Genomic DNA, 18,435 nt, shown 5'->3' with positions numbered 1-18,435 from the left:
AGGAGGCAGAAAATGAACGAACTTATACTGACCTCTCTCGAGCAGGGACTGATTTTCTCAGTCCTTGCAATGGGAGTGGTCCTCACCTATAAAGTACTCGATATTGCTGATCTGTCAGTGGAAGGCACCTTCCCCCTTGGTGCCTTCGTATTTGCACGGTTTGTTATGGGAGGAGCAAATCCCTTAATGTCAACTCTTTTGGCATTTGCCTTTGGAGCAGGAGCAGGTCTTGTTACAGCCTTGCTTTTCGTTAAGCTCAAGATCAGACCTCTTCTTTCAGGGATACTTACCATGACGATGCTATACTCCTTCAACCTGCGGCTGAATGGCAAGGCCAATATACCGCTCTTTAGCTCAGGTACGATATATCCCGAAGGCTACAGACTGCTGGTCCTTATTGGAGCTATCATATTGGTAAAGCTCGTTCTTGACTGGTTCCTCAAGACTGAAACAGGCTACCTTCTCATCGCTACCGGGGATAACGAATCTTTGGTTCGGTCCCTCGGAGAAAACAGCAATAAATACAAGATCCTTGGCTTTATGCTTTCAAACGGCCTCGTTGCAACAAGTGGTGCCATGATGGCCCAGTACCAGGGCTTTGCGGATATAACCATGGGAAGCTCAATAATCGTAGTGGCATTGGCATCGATCATTATCGGAGAAACTTTGGGAAAGAGCTCAGGAAAGATGAGTCTTACCCTTAGAGCAATTATCGGGGCAATGACCTACAAGCTTATAGGGGGCGTAGCTATAGATATGGGCTTAAGTCCCACTGACCTGAAAGCAATAAGTGCAATAATAGTAATAGCATTTATATCTTATAACAATTTTTCGTCACCGGTGATTAATAGTCTAAAAAAGCGGGGAGGTAAGACAATTGCTGGAAATAAGAAACCTTTGGAAGAGTTTTAATACAGATACTGAATTTGAAATACCGATTTTCAGGGGCTTCAATATCTCAATTGATGATAAATCCCTGACTGCGGTCATTGGGGCAAACGGATGTGGAAAAAGCACTCTTTTAAACCTCATAAGCGGAAGCTTGCGTGCTGATGATGGAGAAATACTTCTGAAAGGATACAACATAGCTTCGCTGCCTGAGGAAGAAAGAGCACTTCATATTGGAAAAGTCCACCAAAATCCAACCATGGGTGTAGCGCCAAGTCTTACCATACTCGAAAACCTTTCATTAGCAAGCAAAAAGGGCGAACCCTTCGGCCTTAGAAGATTGATTCGAAGTGAGCGGCTTGATATTTTCGTGTCCCTTCTAAAGGATCTTGGCCTTGGTCTTGAGGATAAGCTGAACACTCAGGTGAAATTCCTCTCCGGAGGCCAGAGACAAAGCCTTTCACTTGTTATGGCAGCGATGAAGCACCCTGACCTCATGCTTCTTGACGAGCACACTGCTGCTCTTGATCCAAAGACCTCCCAGGTCGTAATGGAAAAGACTCGGGAGCTTCTTGATAAATATCATATAACAACTATAATGGTATCCCACCACATTGGGGATGCGATTAAATATTCCCAGAGAGTTGTTATGCTGGACAAAGGAAAAATCGTTCTGGACAAGCCAAGCTGCGACACTTCGGAGGAGGAGCTGCTTACGATTTACCAGTCAAAGATCCATGAAAAGATTATAGCCTGACATTTTTGGGTAATATCCACTTGATCGAATTGAAAGGGGATGTGAGTTTTGGCAAAAACCAAATTAAAGGCAAATATCGTTGGAAATATGGGCTGGGAGATGGATATAAACGGGCATCACTTCATAACTGATGCAGATATTGAAACTGGAGGAAACGATCTTGGACCGAGACCTAAAACAATGCTTCTGGCGGGACTTATAGGCTGCACTGGGATTGACGTCAAAATGATCCTCAATAAAATGAATGTTTTCCCAGATGATATTCATATCGAGGTGGAGGCTGAAAGCTCTGAGGATCACCCTAAAATCTATACGGATATACACCTGACCTATATATTCAAGGGCAAGGGACTTCCAATGGACAGACTTGAAAGAGCAGTATTCCTTTCACAGGAAAAATATTGCGGTGTAACGGCAATGCTCAAGAAATCTTCAAACATAACGCATGCAATCAAAATAGAAGAATAGACGCTCTGCTCCCAATTTACGGGAGCAGAGCTTTCTTGTATTCTCTCTGCCTTCTTGTAGCCTCTGCGAATCCAAATTCTCCAACCCATCTCCAGTAGATCTTAAGACTCAAAGGAAGCTTCGTGATTATGGCATTGTTTTTTTCCAGGGCTTCACCTTCAAGGACCACAAGTCCCTCTCCCAGTTTTTTAAGCCAGAATATAAGGGCCTCCTGATCCGTCTCAGACAACTCATCCTTTATAAGGATGACGGGCTCTATACCTCTCTTCCTCAGAGATGAAACATCCTCCTCCATCGCTATCCAGGTCTCAGGATCCCCGGGAAGCGTGAATCTAAGAACCATCACTTTCAGACCAAGATCTCTGAACCTGTTTAATTCTTCCTCCCATTTTGAAAACCCCCATACTCCTGCAGCTATATAAGTGCCCTTAAGCTCCCTTTCCTCAAGAGCTGAAATCAATCCTTCAAGCCTCTCCCTACTTTGAAAAATATCCAGATCCTTAAGATATACGGCTGATCCCCAATTATCTATATCTGTGACGATCTCCTCAATTGGTCTGAGATCGTACACTTCCTTTCCAATAAGTCCGTTCTCATTGAAGTTTACCCTCTGCTGAGAGTGTATCTCCCTTACTGATGGATATTGCAGAAAATAATAGCCATCTTTCTTTATCGCTCTTGACTCCATCGGCTTAAGGACAGAGCCTGAGAATCCCTTGTCTGTTACACCAAGCTTGTTTTTTATCTCATCAAGACTTCTCTCCGTTTCTATACCCATAAGGGTCTCCTCCAGCTGCTTTACCGGATTTCCTGTATATATGAGGTCAAAGACTGATGGATCTGCCTGAGCTGCAGACTCTCCAGCAGCTGCAATAATTGCACTTGTCGAAGTTTCTCTGGAAATAAGAGCCTGCTCAGAGGCAGTCGCCTCCTGTCCTCTTTCGACCCAAAATACTATCAGGTCAGGTCTGAAGTCCTGAAGACCTCTTTTGAATGCACCCTTTTCAACTGCAAAGTCGTAAATCCCAAGCTCCACCCTGTCCCTGAGGCACGCAGGTATTTGTCCCGCAAGCAAAGCTATTTCGATGGGTTCCTGAAGTCTTACGACCTCTGCCCCCTTCTTTCCTGCTCCGATCCCCGGCCTTACAAAAAGAACCCTCACACGACCCATCTCCTTCCCGTTTTCTCTATATTCCCATTTTATCACGTTTCCCGGAGCATACAACCTTTTTATTGACTTCGAACATGTGTTCTGTTATTATGGATACACAGACCACAAAGAGGTGTTAGAAATGTCGGAAAGGATAGTTTTTCACATAGACGTAAATTCCGCTTACCTTTCCTGGGAAGCCGTATACAGACTCCAGCACGGCTCTCCAATTGACCTTAGGGATGTTCCTTCCATAGTTGGAGGCGATCAGGAAAAGCGGCACGGGATAGTTCTTGCGAAGTCCATCCCCGCAAAAAAATTTGGGATAATAACCGGCGAAACCGTCCATTCAGCCTTTGAAAAATGTCCGGAGCTCGTTATGGTCCCTCCATGCTATCCACGCTACATAAGGGCCAGTGATTCCATGGTGGAGCTTTTAGGCAAATACTCACCCTTCATCCAAAGATATTCCATAGACGAGGTGTTCCTTGAGTACATTGATACTGAACGGCCATTCATGGAAGTGGCCACAGAGATGGGCAGAAGGATCCGGGAGGAGCTTGGATTTACCGTCAATATTGGCATAGGCCCAAATAAGCTGCTGGCTAAAATGGCCTCGGACTTTTCAAAGCCTGATAAGATACACACCCTTTTCAAGGAGGATATCCCTGAGAAGCTATGGCCTCTTCCCGTAGAGGAGCTTTTTATGGTAGGCTCAAGAACAAAGAAAAAACTCAATGGCAGAGGTATATTCACGATCAGGCAACTGGCGGAGCTTGACAGGGATTACATCCACTCCTGGCTTAAAAAGCCAGGTCTTCTGATTTGGGAATACGCCAACGGTATGGAATCCTCGCCTGTGAGAAGCGGAGCTGTTCCCTTAAAGTCAGTTGGGAACTCGACCACTATGCCCTTTGATGTGGAGACCAGGGAAGAAGCCCATAAGGTGCTTCTGGCGATATCGGAGATGATAGGTCTTAGAGTGAGAGACCTTGATATGTGTGGCAGTGTGGTATCGGTCTCGCTTAAAAACCACCTGTTCTATCATTCCTCACATCAGAGAAAGCTAAATATACCTACTGATTCGACCAATGCTATCTACAGAGTTGCCAGAAGTCTGTTCGACGAAATGTGGCAGGGAGAGCCTATGAGAAATTTCTCAATAAGCCTTTCTCACCTTGAATCCAACGAATTTTTTCAGCTGTCCTTGCTGGGCAGTCAAAACAAAAAGGAACAGCAGCTGGATGATGTTATAGACAGGATAAGGCTTAAATACGGACAAAGGTCCATCTACAGGTCATGTTTTCTCTATTCAGGCATCGATCCGGTTATAGGGGGTGTCATCATGGAGGAAAGCTATCCTATGATGTCCAGCTATTTATAGGGGGTATACTTATGAAGGTCCTTATGAAGCGTGTTGAAATGATCGCCTGGTTCAACGACAAGGATTATCCGGTTCCTCTGAGATTTAGATTGGATTCCGAGGACAAGGTGCGGACAGTCATACGAATCGGGCGGATATTCTCCCATGAGGAGGAAAAGCTTGGCGGAAACAGAGCGGTGGTCTATCGCTGCGAGGGGATAATCGGTGAGCAGCAAAGACCCTTTGAATTAAAATATGAAATAGCCACCTGCCGGTGGTTTCTGTTCAAAATGTAAAGGAGGCTCATTGGCCTCCTTTTGCTATTTCTTCAAGCTCCTCCGTCATATAGAATCGAATCCTGTCCTCCAGAGAAGGATGGGTATGGTACCAGAACTCGTAAAATCCTGATGGTCTCGGAACTCCAAGACTTGTTTCATACAGCTTCTCCATAGCGGTCACAGCTGATTCCCTGTCTCTTGTCATAGATATTTCATAGAGATCAGCCTCTCTCTCGAACACCCTTGAAACTCCATTTACAGCAGGCTGGCCCAGCCAGTTAAAAAGATTAAGAAGTAGAAGCAGCAATGGAAGAGATGCGTAGCTATGAAGCTTTGTAAATCCAAAGGCTCCTCCCGAAGCCTTTATTATCCAGCCTGAGGAGAGATATATAAGAAATAGGATCAGGAACGTGCCTGCTATTCCAAGTGCTATCCCCTTCCATATATGATTTTTTACATAGTGTCCCATCTCATGTGCTGTTATGCTGATTACCTCTCTCTCACTAAGATTGTTTATAGTAGTATCCCAAAGTACGATCCTTCTTGAGGAAAGAATCCCGGTCATATAGGCATTCATCGTCTTGGTGTCCCTGCTTTTATCGACGACAAAAATATCTGCATCCGAAACACCTCCTTTATGAAGGATCTCCTGGATCCCGCTCTTGAGAGATCCATCAGGGATAGGTGTATATCTGCTGAAAAATGGATCTATTACAAGAGGAGTGATGAATACCATAAATATTATCACAGGTATCATCAACAGGCCTCCCCTCCACCACCAGGTTTCAGGATACCGTTGAATAAGGCCGTATGGAACCCATAGAAATACTGCTATCAAGCCATTGTTCACAAGAAATCCCTTTGCGCTAAGCTCGATCCATCTTAGTATAGTCTGATCTGTAAGTCCGTATCTATGTCTCAGGATAAATGATCCATAAAAGTTAAATGGCAAATTGATAAAATAAACAATGCCCAAATAAGCCAGCCCAAATAAAAGTCCCGATAAAAACATTCCCCTTCCACGACTGGTTATTTGGAAAATTTTTTGAGAAAATCCGGAGAACAGGAAAACCATAGGAACAATATAGGATAACGGGAGCCTTATTGCCCATAATCTGAATGCGTCCATTCTATAGCTGTAAGCCGCTTCATCAAGATCAGGATAATCCTGCCTTAGAGACTGGATATTCAGGTACTCGGCAAAAATCATTGCCCCTGCAAATATTATTAAGAATATAATTAAGAATACAGCTGCAGTTATTAGTTTCTTGTCCATACCTATTAATTTATCTCCACTCCGCCCATTATTGCAGTCCCCTTGACGATAAGCAATGGAGCTGTCGGGTCTACAGGTCCCACGGCTTTATTGGTGAAGGCTCCCAGGACAGGTGTGCCTTGTGCCTCTACCCTCCAATGCCTGGGTACATGGATCTCTACCCCTCCTGCTATGGCTGTGGCCTCGATATAGCACTGAGTTCCCTCCATATTTGCATCTCTTAGATCAAGCTCAATTCCACCCATAATTGCAGTGAGCTTCCCTCCCTTGAAGCTTTGGGATGTATTGATGTTCTCTATTCCGGACATCAATACGGTGTGATCCACAAAATCTTCGTTAGTCCGGTTTTTGTTCCAATTCTCTGAGTTTGCGCCACTTTTACTGGACACTGCTCCCTTGGAGAAAATTAAGTTCCCTCCTATCAGAATCAATACAACCGGGAAGAAATACTTGAATACATCCCTGGTTATCATATCCAGCCTGCTTAATTGAAAAATTACTCCTATTGAAATTACTATAAGGCTTCCAAGCTTCGAAGAACCCCTGTCAAAAAGCCCCGCTAAACCAGCAATGATTATAATTACCGGCCAGTACGTGCTTATGATGTCGCCAAAGTCCAGGTACCCCAGCTGATCCCCAAGAAATCCTGTTCCAATCAATATTAGTAAAATACCAACAAAATATCTGCCTTTCATTTTAGCCCTCCTCAATTCCCTTTTCCAATGCATTGATACCCTATTACCAATATAGTGCAACAGGAAAAGAATAGATAGGCAATAGGCGTTAAAAACAATTGACAATTGACGATTGATAATGGACGATGAATTATTGTCATACCGACCGAAGTGGAGGAATCTCATTTTTGGTTGGAATGTTGGAAGAGTTGGAAAGGGGAAAAAGCTAACAACTATTCTTAGCTCTTAGCTTTTTATTGTTCATTGTTCATTGTTCATTGTTCATTGTTCATTGTTCATTGTTCATTTCAATTGTGAATTGTGAATTGTGAATTTCTTCACGTCTTCCTGATAAATGTATGCCTGCATTTTGGGCAGTTTATATTAACTCTTCCCTTCCCTCTTGGGACCCTAAGCTTTTGTCCGCAGCCAGGACATTTAAAGTATTTATATTTACTTCTATTTTTTGCTGTCTCTTTGTATCCGGCAGCTTTCCTTCTAATATTGCCAAATAAGCCTAAAAATTTCTGGTTTTCTCTATATCTTGCGCTCGTGTTCCTTGAGAACATTCTCAGGTACCCAAGCATTAATATGATTATACCTGCAGTATTCAGCGCAGTGCTCTTAAGTAATATGCTCCCCAGTATAATTGCTATACTTGAGATGAACATGGCATTCGACAGCTGGTCCAGCCCATATCTGCCTGTCATAAACTTCCGGATCCAATTCTTCATTATATCCTCTCCAATGCTGTTGTATGGTAATGATTATACCATCAGTAGATACTCTAATCAAAGAAAAACCCCGGGAAAATAAACCCGGAGCTTTAAACTAATTATTCTCTTCAAGCCATCTTTTTGCAAAATATGCATAATACGCTGCACCCTTGAAAAACTGATCTTCATCAAAGTCCGTCTTTGGATGGTGGTGAGAAAATGGATATCCCTTTGACGGGCTGCCCATAGATAGTATAACCATGAATGACGGGACTTTTTCACTAATGAATCCAAAATCCTCTGATCCACTCAGCATACCGTCATCCATATATGGATCCAACTGTAGTACTCCATCCTCTCCAAACAGCTCTTTGCCAAAGGATATAGCTTGATCTCTCATTGCCTTGTCATTGATCACTGAAGGACACTGTATCGTATACTCAACCTCAGCAGAGCCTCTAAAAACGGCCGCAGTACCCTTGGCAATCTCAACCAGTCTGTTCTTCATGAACTCCCTGGTTTTAGGATCCATAGTTCTGATCACTCCAGAAATCGTTGCTGTATCTGGAATGACATTAGCAGCAAGGCCACCGGACATCTGTCCTATAACGCAGAGTGCTTTCTCTCCAGGCTTTATCTCTCTGCTGACCAGCTCCGACAGTGCAAGATGGGTCTGTGCAGCTATATTTAGTGGATCTACGGTTGTATGGGGCATGGCGCCATGTCCGCCCTTGCCTTTTATATATATATGGAACTGGTCCGGAGCCATTGAAGCAGCGCCTTCCCTTGGTATTAGAAGCTTACCATGCTCAGCCTCTATGCCGGAAAATACGTGGATCATCATTGCAGAATCCACCTTTGGATCATCAAGGACGCCTTCTTCTATCATAGTCTTCGCACCTGTCAGGACTTCCTCCCCTGCCTGGAACATAAGCTTCACATTGCCCTTAAGCTCACCCTCTATTTCCTTTAACAGCTTTGCAGCACCAAGGAGAGTACTTGTGTGTACGTCGTGCCCACAGGCATGCATCGCTTCATTTTCTGATGCAAATGTCAATCCTGTTTCTTCTTTTATCGGTAGAGCATCCATATCTCCTCTTAATAAAATTGTCTTTCCTTTGTTTGGATCCCCGATATTTGCTACTACTCCTCCTCCAACTACTGATGAGGATATTCCCATTTCCAGAAGCTTTTTCTGGACAAAATCCACTGTATTTGGCAGCTTCATACCAAGCTCAGGATTCCTGTGCAATTCTCTCCTGTTGTCCACGATTTCATTTTGGAGCTTTGAAGCTCTGTCAAGCAATTCTTTCTCTAATGCCATCCGACCCATCCTCTCTATAAATATTACCGTTTGCTTTTATGAGTTAAAGCTGTTATGCAAAAATGTAATTAGATACAGTATAGCAGAATTTTAATTCTTGTAAATATAAATCCCCGGGATTCCCCCGGAGATTATATTTACATAACTATAGTTCCTCTATTTTTACCGTTTCTCTTGGACTGATACAACCCATCATCAGCTCTTCTGACAGCATCGTTATAGCTTTCGTCAGACCCCAAAAAAATAGTGGCGCCGATCGATACTGTCGTGTTCAGCTTCATATTTTTATTACTGCAGATAGATCCCTCTACAGCTTTGAGAATCTTATCCATAAACTGGTCTAAGTTTTCCGGTGCTATTCCCTTGGTAAAGAGAATAAACTCTTCTCCTCCCCATCTGTAAAATCCGTCCTCATCCCGGATAACTTTTCTGATACTCTCAACCACTCGAACAAGGACACTGTCTCCAGCTTCATGTCCATATGTGTCATTGACTTGTTTGAAATCATCAAGGTCCATTACGAATATATTATATACTCCGCCCTTTTCCTTGAAGCTCTCAAATCCCTTTGAAATAGCCTTCAGAGCAGCTCTTCTGCTCCCAGCACCAGTCAACAGATCGGTCTCTACCTCTGTCTTGAGTGGTTGGGTAGATGCGTCATAGTACTTATTTTCAGCCCACAGGAATATTGCGGTTCCCGACAATATCAAGGCCAGCCCTACAAAACTCATAAGCTTCAAAGCATTCTCTCTTTCCTCTTTGGAAGCTTCAGCAGATCTGGCAATATACTCCTCAATGTTGTCATAATATATTCCCATGGCTACTATCCAGTCGTATTCCTCATACAGCTTGGCAAAGGTCAGTTTTTTTTCAATTGTATCAGTTGTAAGTTTTTTGAAATAATATGTGGAGAATAACTCTCCATTCTTTTTTATTCCTTCAAGCTCCTCCAAATAAGGCTTGCCGCCTGCTATATCCTCCATATCTGTTGAAAGCAGAGTGCCTTCTGTGTCCCTGAGATTAGGATGTATAAGTCTTCTGCCATACCCGTCTCCACCCTCGTAGTTGATGACCTCATTCACCCATATGTACGAATCCTCAAAATATACATCGGTATATAATCTGTTTCTTAGAGTCTCTTCAACAAGCTTCCTAACACTGCTGTCTAAAGCACCTAAAAATATCTTATATCCCATGAATTCCACTTCTTCTGATATGAAATATTCTCCCTTCAGAATTCCTTGCCTGTGATCTATGGAAGTTGAGCTTTCATAGATCGTAAAGCCAGATGGGTCCTTAATAACTATAAGCAAATCTTCATTGATACCGACGTTTTGAAGATAGTCTTTGATATGTTCAATCCTGTATTCTTCTGAGTGGTCATAAATAAATAATTTTAGTCGATCTATTCTTTTAATAAACCTATCCTCATTAAATATTTTCAGCTCTTCGATATAGCCTATGGTGTTATTTACTGTATCTTTCATAAAATCTTTTTTGATCTCTATGATCTGGTCTCTAGTGTTTTCTGCATGGATCTTATCGATATCTTCAATTTGGTTTATGAATATCGATGCAAAGGCGAGTGAAAATAAAATAAAAATGGCCAAGGCAATGCCCAGGTATTTCTTTCTTACCTGGTCCATAAGCCTGAAGGTTTGAAACATATTTTTAAACATTCTTACTGAATCTCCTGCAATGATATCTAATACATCGATTTTATCAGATATTTGATATAAATGAAACTTAAATACCACCAAATTCATTAATAATTTTAAGTATTAAAGCAACCAAATTTCGAAATACTATTTTATGCTGATTACCCCTGATTTTATTACAGCTTTCCTTATAAGTGGATCATACATCCCTGGGGACTTAATATTTTTGAGTAAGATGTTGAGTTTTATTTTCCAGGCTCTCCTGGAATACCTTTCAGCACACCCGGTAAATCCCTCAGCGATACTCTCATACGCCAGTTCTGCAGTTCTTAGGGCATAGCTTATACCCTCTGCCGAGCTCGGGCTTATGGCGCCTGCAGCTTCACCTATTAGCAATACCCCATCCCTTCCAAATATAGTCTCTCCCGGATTTGAAGGCCTGTTGATCAGTGTTCCCTCTGACTTTATTTTCTTTCCCAGGTCAAATCCCTTTGATCTCATCTTGTCCTTGAGTATCAAAAACCTTTCCTTTGGCTTGTCTTTAATTGCCAGAGCGGATCCTATGAGAAGTTTTCCTTCCTTAGGTATTATCCAGGAATAGAAATCGGTTACTTCTTTGTCAAAAATTGCTGTGTAATAAGGCATTTCGAAGTCAGCCTCGTACCAATCCTGTATGGCTGCGTATTTTTTTATTTTTGCCAAAGCACCAAATATTCTTGATCGTATTATAGACGCAGCTCCATCGGCACCCACTATAATCCTTGCCCTTATCTTTTCCTCCCCTGTCACTGAAGAACATATCAACTCATATCCATTATCAACTCTATGGATATCTCTGACCAGTGTGCCAAGCTTTATATCACATACTACGGACGCTCTCCTTAATAGCCATTTGTCAAACTCTTTCCTGTCAATATTCAAATAAAATCTTTGATACATGTTCTCGAGACCATTGTCGAAATCTATAGCCCTGACTGCAAACAATTGTGGTCCTACGAATATACTTTGTGGTACCACGAGCCCCGAGCTTGCTATAATCCTTTGGGCATCAGGTGCCAGCAAGCCTCCGCAGCATTTCCCTTCCCTGAATTGAATGCTGTTTTCTTCAGCCTCTCTTCTGTCTATGAGTGCAACCTTATATTTGTTCCCAATAAGCGAAGCAAGCGACGATCCCGCCGGACCTGCTCCAACTATCGCAATGTCATACATATCCAACACCTCTTGCATTTTTCCTATCAAATTTGATAATAGCACTATATTTATTGTTTATCAATAAATATTTATCTTTATTATCTTTAAAGCATTAAAAAACAGCGCCATCTGAATATCAAACAGCGCTGCTTAAGTATCTATACTTATTTATCGAGCTGGAGATTCATCCTTTCCTTGACTACTGCCTGTGCAGCTGCCAACCTGGCTATTGGAACTCTGTATGGCGAGCAGGATACATAATCCAGTCCTATCCTGTGACAGAATTCAACTGAGCTTGGTTCTCCCCCATGCTCACCACAAATCCCCAATTTGATGTCCGGTCTGGTCTTCCTTCCTAAATCAACTGCTATCTCCATCATTTTACCGATACCTCTTTGATCAAGGACCTCAAATGGGCTCTTGGCAAATATTCCCTTGTCAACATAGGCATTCAGGAACTTGCCTGAGTCATCTCTTGAGAAGCCAAAGCCCATCTGGGTAAGGTCATTGGTTCCAAAGCTGAAGAATTCGGCTTCCTTAGCTATATCATCCGCTGTTATGGCTGCTCTTGGGACCTCTATCATTGTTCCGATCATATACTCAATGGAGTCACTTCTTTCCCTGAAGACATCCTCTATCTCTGCGATGACCTCTTTCTTGACATATGTCAGCTCATCTGCATCACCAATCAGCGGGATCATTATTTCCGGTACTATCTCCACTCCATCATTGACCTTGTAGTCCAGTGCTGCCTCGATTATCGCCCTTGTCTGCATCCTGTAGATCTCAGGATAGGTTACGGCCAACCTGCACCCTCTGTGGCCAAGCATTGGATTTACCTCCTCAAGGGACTCAACAGTATCCTTGAGGTCTTCGGCAGCTATACCCATTGATTTTGCAAGCTCCTCGATATCCTTGGCATTACTTGGCAGAAATTCATGCAACGGAGGATCCAGCAGTCTAATTGTTACAGGTCTTTCCTCCATTATCTTATAGATTTCATAGAAATCCTTTCTTTGAAGCGGCAGCAGCTCTTCCAGGGCCTTTTTCCTTTGAGTTTCTGAATTCGATACGATCATTCTTCTGACAGCGGGTATCCTTGCCTCGTCAAAGAACATATGCTCTGTACGGCAAAGGCCTATACCCTCAGCACCAAACTTAACAGCTTGTGCTGAATCCTTAGGAGTGTCGGCATTTGTCCTTACCTTTAGTCTTCTCACCTCATCCACCCAGGACATGAATTCTCCAAAATGACCTGAAAGCTCCGGCTCAACCTTGGGTATATCGCCCAGATAGACTGTACCGATGCTTCCGTCAAGAGATATATAGTCTCCCTCCTTGAGAGTTATGGATCCGGATTTCATTGTTTTCTGAAGCTCATCAACTCTTACCTCACTGCAGCCAGCTACACAGCACTTGCCCATTCCCCTAGCTACTACAGCAGCGTGAGATGTCATGCCGCCTCTCGCTGTCAGGATTCCCTCGGCCATTATCATGCCTTCTATGTCCTCCGGTGAAGTCTCCTGCCTTACAAGAATTGCTTTTTCTCCCCTACCCTTTGCTTCCACAACGTCCTTTGCGTGGAAGTAAATCTTTCCTGAAGCAGCTCCTGGAGATGCAGGCAGACCCTTTGCAAGGACCTCGGACTCAGCAAGCTTTTTAGTGTCAAAAGCTGGGTGAAGAAGCTGATTAAGCTGATTCGGCTCTATCCTTAGTATAGCTTCATCCTTTGATATTTTACCTTCATTGACAAGATCAACTGCTATATTTATAGCTGCTTGAGTTGTTCTTTTTCCAGTTCTTGTCTGAAGCATGAACAGCTTGCCCTTTTCTATAGTAAACTCAATATCCTGCATATCTCTGTAATGTGACTCAAGGATATTGGTAACCTTTCTGAATTCTTCAAATACCTCAGGCATTACCTCTTCAAGCTCTGAGATAGATTTAGGTGTTCTGATTCCTGCTACAACATCCTCTCCCTGAGCATTCATAAGGAATTCGCCATATATTTTATTTTCGCCGTTTGCCGGATTCCTCGTAAAAGCAACTCCCGTACCTGAGGTGTCACCCATATTTCCGTACACCATCGATTGGACGTTTACGGCTGTACCGAGATTCCCAGGTATGTCATGAAGCTTTCTGTATATTACGGCCCTCGGATTGTTCCAGGAGGAGAAAACTGCCTCAATAGCCAACTGGAGCTGCTTCATTGGATCCTGTGGAAATTCAGTGCCCATGTCCTCATAGTATACATCCTTAAAACGCCTTACCAGTTCCTTGAGATCTTCAGCCTCCAGCTCAGTATCAAGATGAACTCCTTTGTCTTCCTTCATTTTCTCCATAACTTCATCAAATTTTCTCTTAGGGATCCCCATGGCTATATCAGAGAACATCTGGATGAATCTTCTGTAGCTGTCATATGCAAATCTTTCGTTTCCTGTAGAGGAAATAAGACCCTTTACTGCATCGTCATTAAGTCCCAGGTTAAGTATGGTGTCCATCATACCAGGCATTGAGAAAACTGCGCCGGACCTTACCGATACGAGAAGTGGATTGGATTGGTCAGAAAATCTCTTGCCGAGAGTTTTTTCAACCTCCGCAAGATTTAAGTATATCTCCTCCAATAATTCGGGCCACAGCTTTTGCCCTTCATCATAAAATCTGTTGCAAGCCTCTGTTGTTATTGTGAATCCTGGAGGCACCGGAAGTCCTATATTAGTCATCTCTGCAAGGTTGGAACCTTTACCTCCCAGGAGGGACTTCATCTCCTTGGAGCCTTCTTTGAAGCTGTAAACATACTTTTTCCCCATGTCATTACCCCCTAAATGTTTTTCAACCATCGATTTGTCTGCGGTCTCCGATATGAAAAATTATAGCACAGAAATATATTGTATGTCACATTAAAAATATAGCATGTACTATATTCCATGCTGCATTAAATCTATTGCTGTTATATTACCCTGCTTTTGCGGTATCAACACCTTACTATGGCAATTTTTAACCATTCCATAAAATTGTTGCAAAAAAAACTGCCTGGTTAGGCAGTTCTATATCAAAACATTTATTATTCCATAGCTTAAGCTAGTTATTATAACTGTAGCTATGATATTTCCCACCAATATGGAAGGAAATGCCCACTTCAGCCTCATATCAAGAAGAGCTGCAGCCAGGCTTCCACTCCAGACTCCGGTCCCGGGCAATGGTATTGCAACGAATATCAAAAGTCCCCAGGCACCATATTTTTGTATCCTGTGGCCGTTATTATTTATCGATTTATCAGTAAGATGAGAAACCAATTTCTTAAAGGCCTTTGTTTTTCTAAGGTAATTGAATATCGGTCTTATGGTAAGCAGTATAAACGGTACGGGAAGCATGCTCCCAGCCAGACTGACAATAGCAGCATGAAGCGGCGACATCCCAAGGGATACTCCAAGGGGTATAGCTCCTCTAACCTCCACAATAGGCATAGCTGCAGTCAAAAATACAGTCATTTCAACATTTAAAATATCAATTAGGCTCTTTGCCATCCCCAGCATTAGTCTTTCTCCAATCGATTTGATACAATACAAAGTCTCGTATCAGTATATTCAACATAATGTTCGATGTCAAATAGCTGGCTCATATTACCAATTTCATATTATATTAATCTCCTAAATGTGTCTATCAGACATTTTTATATTGACATTCCAAATGACAAAGACTGCGAATCACTTCGCAGTCTTAATAAATTTATATTTTACTCCAGTTGGGCTCTCTCTTTTCCAGAAACGCTTTGACCCCTTCAATAGCTTCATCTGTTGTGCATAGGGAAGCAAAATGATAATTTGTTAATTCCAATGCATCCTCAAATTTCATATCCTCCATCTGGTAAAAGGACCTCTTGCCAAACTGCATCGCCCTGGGACTTTTAGCGGCAAGCTTCTCAGCGAATTTCATCGTCTCTTCTTCCAGTTTATCAGCCGGTACTACCTTGTTTATCAAACCAATCCTTAGAGCTTCCTCAGCATCTATGAGATCACCGGTCATAATAAGCTCAAGAGTTTTCTTTCTTCCAAGGCTTTTATAGAGAGGAACAGCCGGGCCCATACAGAAAAGTCCCACATTGATAGCAGTCGCTCCAAACTTTGAATTATCTGATGCTATCGCCAGGTCACATGCCGCCACCAGACCAATCCCGTTTGCGACTGCAATTTTATGTACGGATGCAATAACTGGCTTTTTCATCCTTGCTATTGTTGTATTCATCTCCTCCATAAGCCTGACCCATTGGAGGTACTCGTCCATCGATTTTCCATCCACGAAATTCACATCTATCCCAGTGCAAAAATTCCTTCCACTGGCATTTATTACAATAACATTTACTTCGTTATCGTCATCCATCGACCGAAGAGCATCGTTCAATTCCCTGGCCATTGCAGGATCAAAGGTATTGTTTGCCTCTGGTCTGTTTAGCGTTATAATGCCCACCTTTCCCTTTTTACTATAGATTATTGTTTCCCAGCTCATTTTAGCCTCCTTTATTTATCAGGTTATTAAATTTATCGCCAATATTTATTTGTTCTAATCAAAGAATCTTGTTACAATCTTATTGTGAGGTGATCGTATGAGTGAAAAGACAAATGCAGCAAGATTGCTTGATATCGCAGGCATAGATTATAAGCTTTCATCCTATAACACAGATGACGGAGCTATTGACGGAAAATCGGTCGCAAAAAAGCTCGGTTTGTCAGAGGATGAAATCTTTAAAACACTTGTTGCTACAGGTACATCCTCTTCTGCTTATGTATTCGTAATACCTGTCTCAGGTGAATTAGATCTTAAAAAAGCCGCTAAGGCATCAGGTGAAAAGTATATAGAGATGCTTCCCTTAAAAGACCTTTCCAACGTAACAGGATATGTGAAGGGCGGGTGCTCCCCGCTTGGAATGAAGAAACACTTCCCTACATTTTTCGATGAAACCCTTATACTTTTAGATTCGGTGGTTTTTAACGCTGGCAGGGTCGGCTATCAGCTCCACGTTCCTGTTACGGAATTGGCCAAGGTACTTGACTATAAGCTTGCTGACCTTGTTACTGGTTGACATTATCTAACAAGTATTGAAGCTATAATGAATACGATCCCAAGTGCTGCAAAAATAAGCATAAGCCTCCACCTTGGATCAACATCGTACTTGTTGAATTTGCTCATCTTCTACCTCCACGACTATTATTATACTATTGATTATTATAGCATAACGATTATAAATAAGTGTAAAAAAAAGACGCCCGATGGTTTTATCACCCAGGCGTCAAAGCTTTTAGGGAATATGTATCGCTCTCCCAAATACACTTTCCGCTGCTTCATGTATTGCTTCACCAACTGTTGGGTGAGCATAAATAGTAGTTATCAGCTCCTGAACTGTAGCCTCAAGCCTCATTGCTACAGCTCCTGAGGCGATCAGCTCAGTTGCACTGTTGCCAGCAATGTGGATCCCCAACACTTCACCTGTATTCTCATCTGCTATGATTTTTACCATCCCTCTGACATTCCCAGTGATCACTGATTTCCCATTACCATACATCGGGAATTTGCCTACTTTTATCTTGTAGCCTTTCATTACTGCATCTCGTTCAGTCAGCCCCACAGAAGCAAGCTCAGGGTTTGTATATACGCAGTAGGGAATCGTTCTGAAATCCATCGCCATTCTTTCTCCCATAATTAATTCTGCGGCCATCAGTCCGGATGCTGAAGCGACATGTGCAAGCTGAACCCCGCCAGTACAATCTCCAATTGCATAAATATTATCAACGTCCGTTTTAAATAGTCTATCCACTTGGATAGCTCCTCTATCAACCTTGACTCCGATTTCCTCGAGTCCTAAGCCGTCTCCCGAAGGCTTCCTTCCTGTAGCCATAATAACCTTTTCAGCTATAACCTGAAATGGATCATCTCCCAACTGCGCAGTTACCTGGAGTTCTTTGCCCGATCGATCAATTCTAAGAACCTTAGCTGACTTATATACCTTAACTCCTTTGGTGAGCAATGCTTCCTCAAGGCTGTTTACTATCTCCTGATCCATATTCGCAACAAGTTCAGGAAGCATCTCAATAATAGTTATTTGAGTTCCTAAATTTGAGTAAATATTTGCAAACTCTACCCCTATTACCCCACCGCCAATAATACAAATGCTTTCAGGAATTTCCTCCAGGCTCATTGCTTCTCTACTTGTTATCACTCCCTCCAAATCATGACCGGGTACAGGAATGATTATGGATTTCGATCCAGTTGCAACTATTGCCTTATCAAAAGATATACTTCTTTTCCCGCCTGCAGTTAGTGAAACCTCGATAGTTTTAGTAGATGTAAATTTTGCATAACCTCTCACAACCTCTACATTCATGGTTCTGAGAATATTTTTCACTCCTTCAACAAGCTGTGTAGCAACAAGTTCTTTTCTTGTCAATAGATTTCTCCAGTTTACCTTAAGATCATTGATCTCAAGTCCCAGGTCTTCAGCCTCATTCCTTAATTGATGGTAAATCTCTGTGGAGTGAAGAAGTACTTTCGTTGGTATGCAGCCGGTATTTAAACAGGTTCCTCCGATGTATTCCTTTTCGATCAAAACTACCTCAGCACCCATCTGAGCAGCTTTTATTGCTGCGACATAACCACCTGGGCCGCCTCCGATTATTGCAATCTTCATTCTATCCCTC

The 18,435-nt window shown here is 42.5% G+C and carries 17 protein-coding genes; 6 read left to right on the top strand and 11 right to left on the bottom strand.

Translation table 11 applies throughout. The features are described from left to right. The first annotated feature begins 12 nt into the window (after window positions 1–12). Genes EC328_RS03725 through EC328_RS03715 form a run of 3 tightly spaced genes read left to right on the top strand, consistent with a single transcriptional unit; the run spans window position 13 to window position 2,113 of the window. A complete protein-coding gene (locus tag EC328_RS03725; RefSeq protein ID WP_128425559.1) occupies window positions 13–912 on the top strand; it encodes an ABC transporter permease in 900 nt (299 codons plus the stop codon). Next, complete coding sequence (locus EC328_RS03720) at window positions 878–1,645, top strand: ABC transporter ATP-binding protein (protein ID WP_128425558.1); 768 nt, start codon at window positions 878–880, stop codon at window positions 1,643–1,645. Before EC328_RS03725 ends, EC328_RS03720 begins: the two co-directional genes overlap by 35 nt. Window positions 1,646–1,693: 48 nt before the next feature. After that, window positions 1,694–2,113, top strand: coding sequence for an OsmC family protein (locus EC328_RS03715; protein ID WP_206363912.1), 420 nt, complete (start codon window positions 1,694–1,696; stop codon window positions 2,111–2,113). A 16-nt stretch (window positions 2,114–2,129) separates the two neighbouring features. On the opposite strand, the gene EC328_RS03710 is transcribed toward EC328_RS03715, so the two are convergent. Beyond that, a complete protein-coding gene (locus EC328_RS03710) occupies window positions 2,130–3,275 on the bottom strand; it encodes a hypothetical protein (RefSeq protein ID WP_128425557.1) in 1,146 nt (381 codons plus the stop codon). A gap of 130 nt (window positions 3,276–3,405) precedes the next feature. Between EC328_RS03710 and EC328_RS03705 the strand changes: the two genes are divergently transcribed. After that, a complete protein-coding gene (locus tag EC328_RS03705) occupies window positions 3,406–4,647 on the top strand; it encodes a Y-family DNA polymerase (RefSeq protein ID WP_128425556.1) in 1,242 nt (413 codons plus the stop codon). 11 nt (window positions 4,648–4,658) lie between these two features. Next, window positions 4,659–4,922 (top strand): hypothetical protein, encoded by a 264-nt coding sequence (locus tag EC328_RS03700; RefSeq protein ID WP_128425555.1) that lies wholly within the window; start codon window positions 4,659–4,661, stop codon window positions 4,920–4,922. Window positions 4,923–4,929: 7 nt separating this feature from the next. Here EC328_RS03700 and EC328_RS03695 read toward each other — a convergent pair whose 3' ends face one another. From EC328_RS03695 to EC328_RS03655, 9 genes are all read right to left on the bottom strand, one after another. Next, window positions 4,930–6,180, bottom strand: coding sequence for a M48 family metallopeptidase (locus EC328_RS03695; protein ID WP_128425554.1), 1,251 nt, complete (start codon window positions 6,178–6,180; stop codon window positions 4,930–4,932). Window positions 6,181–6,185: 5 nt separating this feature from the next. Beyond that, the gene (locus tag EC328_RS03690; protein WP_164906020.1) at window positions 6,186–6,875 is read right to left on the bottom strand and encodes a LiaF transmembrane domain-containing protein; all 690 of its coding nucleotides are present in this window, start codon (window positions 6,873–6,875) and stop codon (window positions 6,186–6,188) included. Window positions 6,876–7,192: 317 nt separating this feature from the next. Next, window positions 7,193–7,588, bottom strand: coding sequence for a hypothetical protein (locus EC328_RS03685; RefSeq protein WP_128425552.1), 396 nt, complete (start codon window positions 7,586–7,588; stop codon window positions 7,193–7,195). Between the two features lie 97 nt (window positions 7,589–7,685). After that, on the bottom strand, window positions 7,686–8,894 hold the full coding sequence (locus EC328_RS03680) for a M20 metallopeptidase family protein (protein ID WP_164906019.1): 1,209 nt from the start codon (window positions 8,892–8,894) through the stop codon (window positions 7,686–7,688). 137 nt (window positions 8,895–9,031) lie between these two features. Continuing rightward, window positions 9,032–10,573, bottom strand: coding sequence for a sensor domain-containing diguanylate cyclase (locus tag EC328_RS03675; RefSeq protein ID WP_164906018.1), 1,542 nt, complete (start codon window positions 10,571–10,573; stop codon window positions 9,032–9,034). A 126-nt stretch (window positions 10,574–10,699) separates the two neighbouring features. Then, on the bottom strand, window positions 10,700–11,761 hold the full coding sequence (locus EC328_RS03670; protein WP_128425549.1) for an FAD-binding protein: 1,062 nt from the start codon (window positions 11,759–11,761) through the stop codon (window positions 10,700–10,702). A gap of 146 nt (window positions 11,762–11,907) precedes the next feature. Beyond that, the gene (ppdK, locus tag EC328_RS03665) at window positions 11,908–14,553 is read right to left on the bottom strand and encodes a pyruvate, phosphate dikinase (protein WP_128425548.1); all 2,646 of its coding nucleotides are present in this window, start codon (window positions 14,551–14,553) and stop codon (window positions 11,908–11,910) included. Window positions 14,554–14,790: 237 nt separating this feature from the next. Next, complete coding sequence (locus EC328_RS03660; protein ID WP_128425547.1) at window positions 14,791–15,279, bottom strand: COG2426 family protein; 489 nt, start codon at window positions 15,277–15,279, stop codon at window positions 14,791–14,793. Window positions 15,280–15,472: 193 nt separating this feature from the next. Continuing rightward, window positions 15,473–16,249 (bottom strand): enoyl-CoA hydratase/isomerase family protein, encoded by a 777-nt coding sequence (locus EC328_RS03655; RefSeq protein WP_128425546.1) that lies wholly within the window; start codon window positions 16,247–16,249, stop codon window positions 15,473–15,475. Window positions 16,250–16,346: 97 nt separating this feature from the next. On the opposite strand from EC328_RS03655, the gene ybaK reads away from it, so the two are divergent. Further along, on the top strand, window positions 16,347–16,823 hold the full coding sequence (gene ybaK / locus EC328_RS03650) for a Cys-tRNA(Pro) deacylase (RefSeq protein WP_128425545.1): 477 nt from the start codon (window positions 16,347–16,349) through the stop codon (window positions 16,821–16,823). A gap of 216 nt (window positions 16,824–17,039) precedes the next feature. Here the strand turns inward: ybaK and lpdA are convergent, their stop codons facing one another. After that, window positions 17,040–18,425 (bottom strand): dihydrolipoyl dehydrogenase, encoded by a 1,386-nt coding sequence (gene lpdA / locus EC328_RS03645; RefSeq protein WP_128425544.1) that lies wholly within the window; start codon window positions 18,423–18,425, stop codon window positions 17,040–17,042. Between the last annotated feature and the right edge of the window lie 10 nt (window positions 18,426–18,435).

This window comes from Gudongella oleilytica (genome assembly GCF_004101785.1).
GTDB classification, from domain to species: Bacteria; Bacillota; Clostridia; order Tissierellales; family Tissierellaceae; genus Gudongella; species Gudongella oleilytica.
Note: the sequence above shows the minus strand (reverse complement) of the source record. Positions and strands in the feature narration are given on the sequence as shown.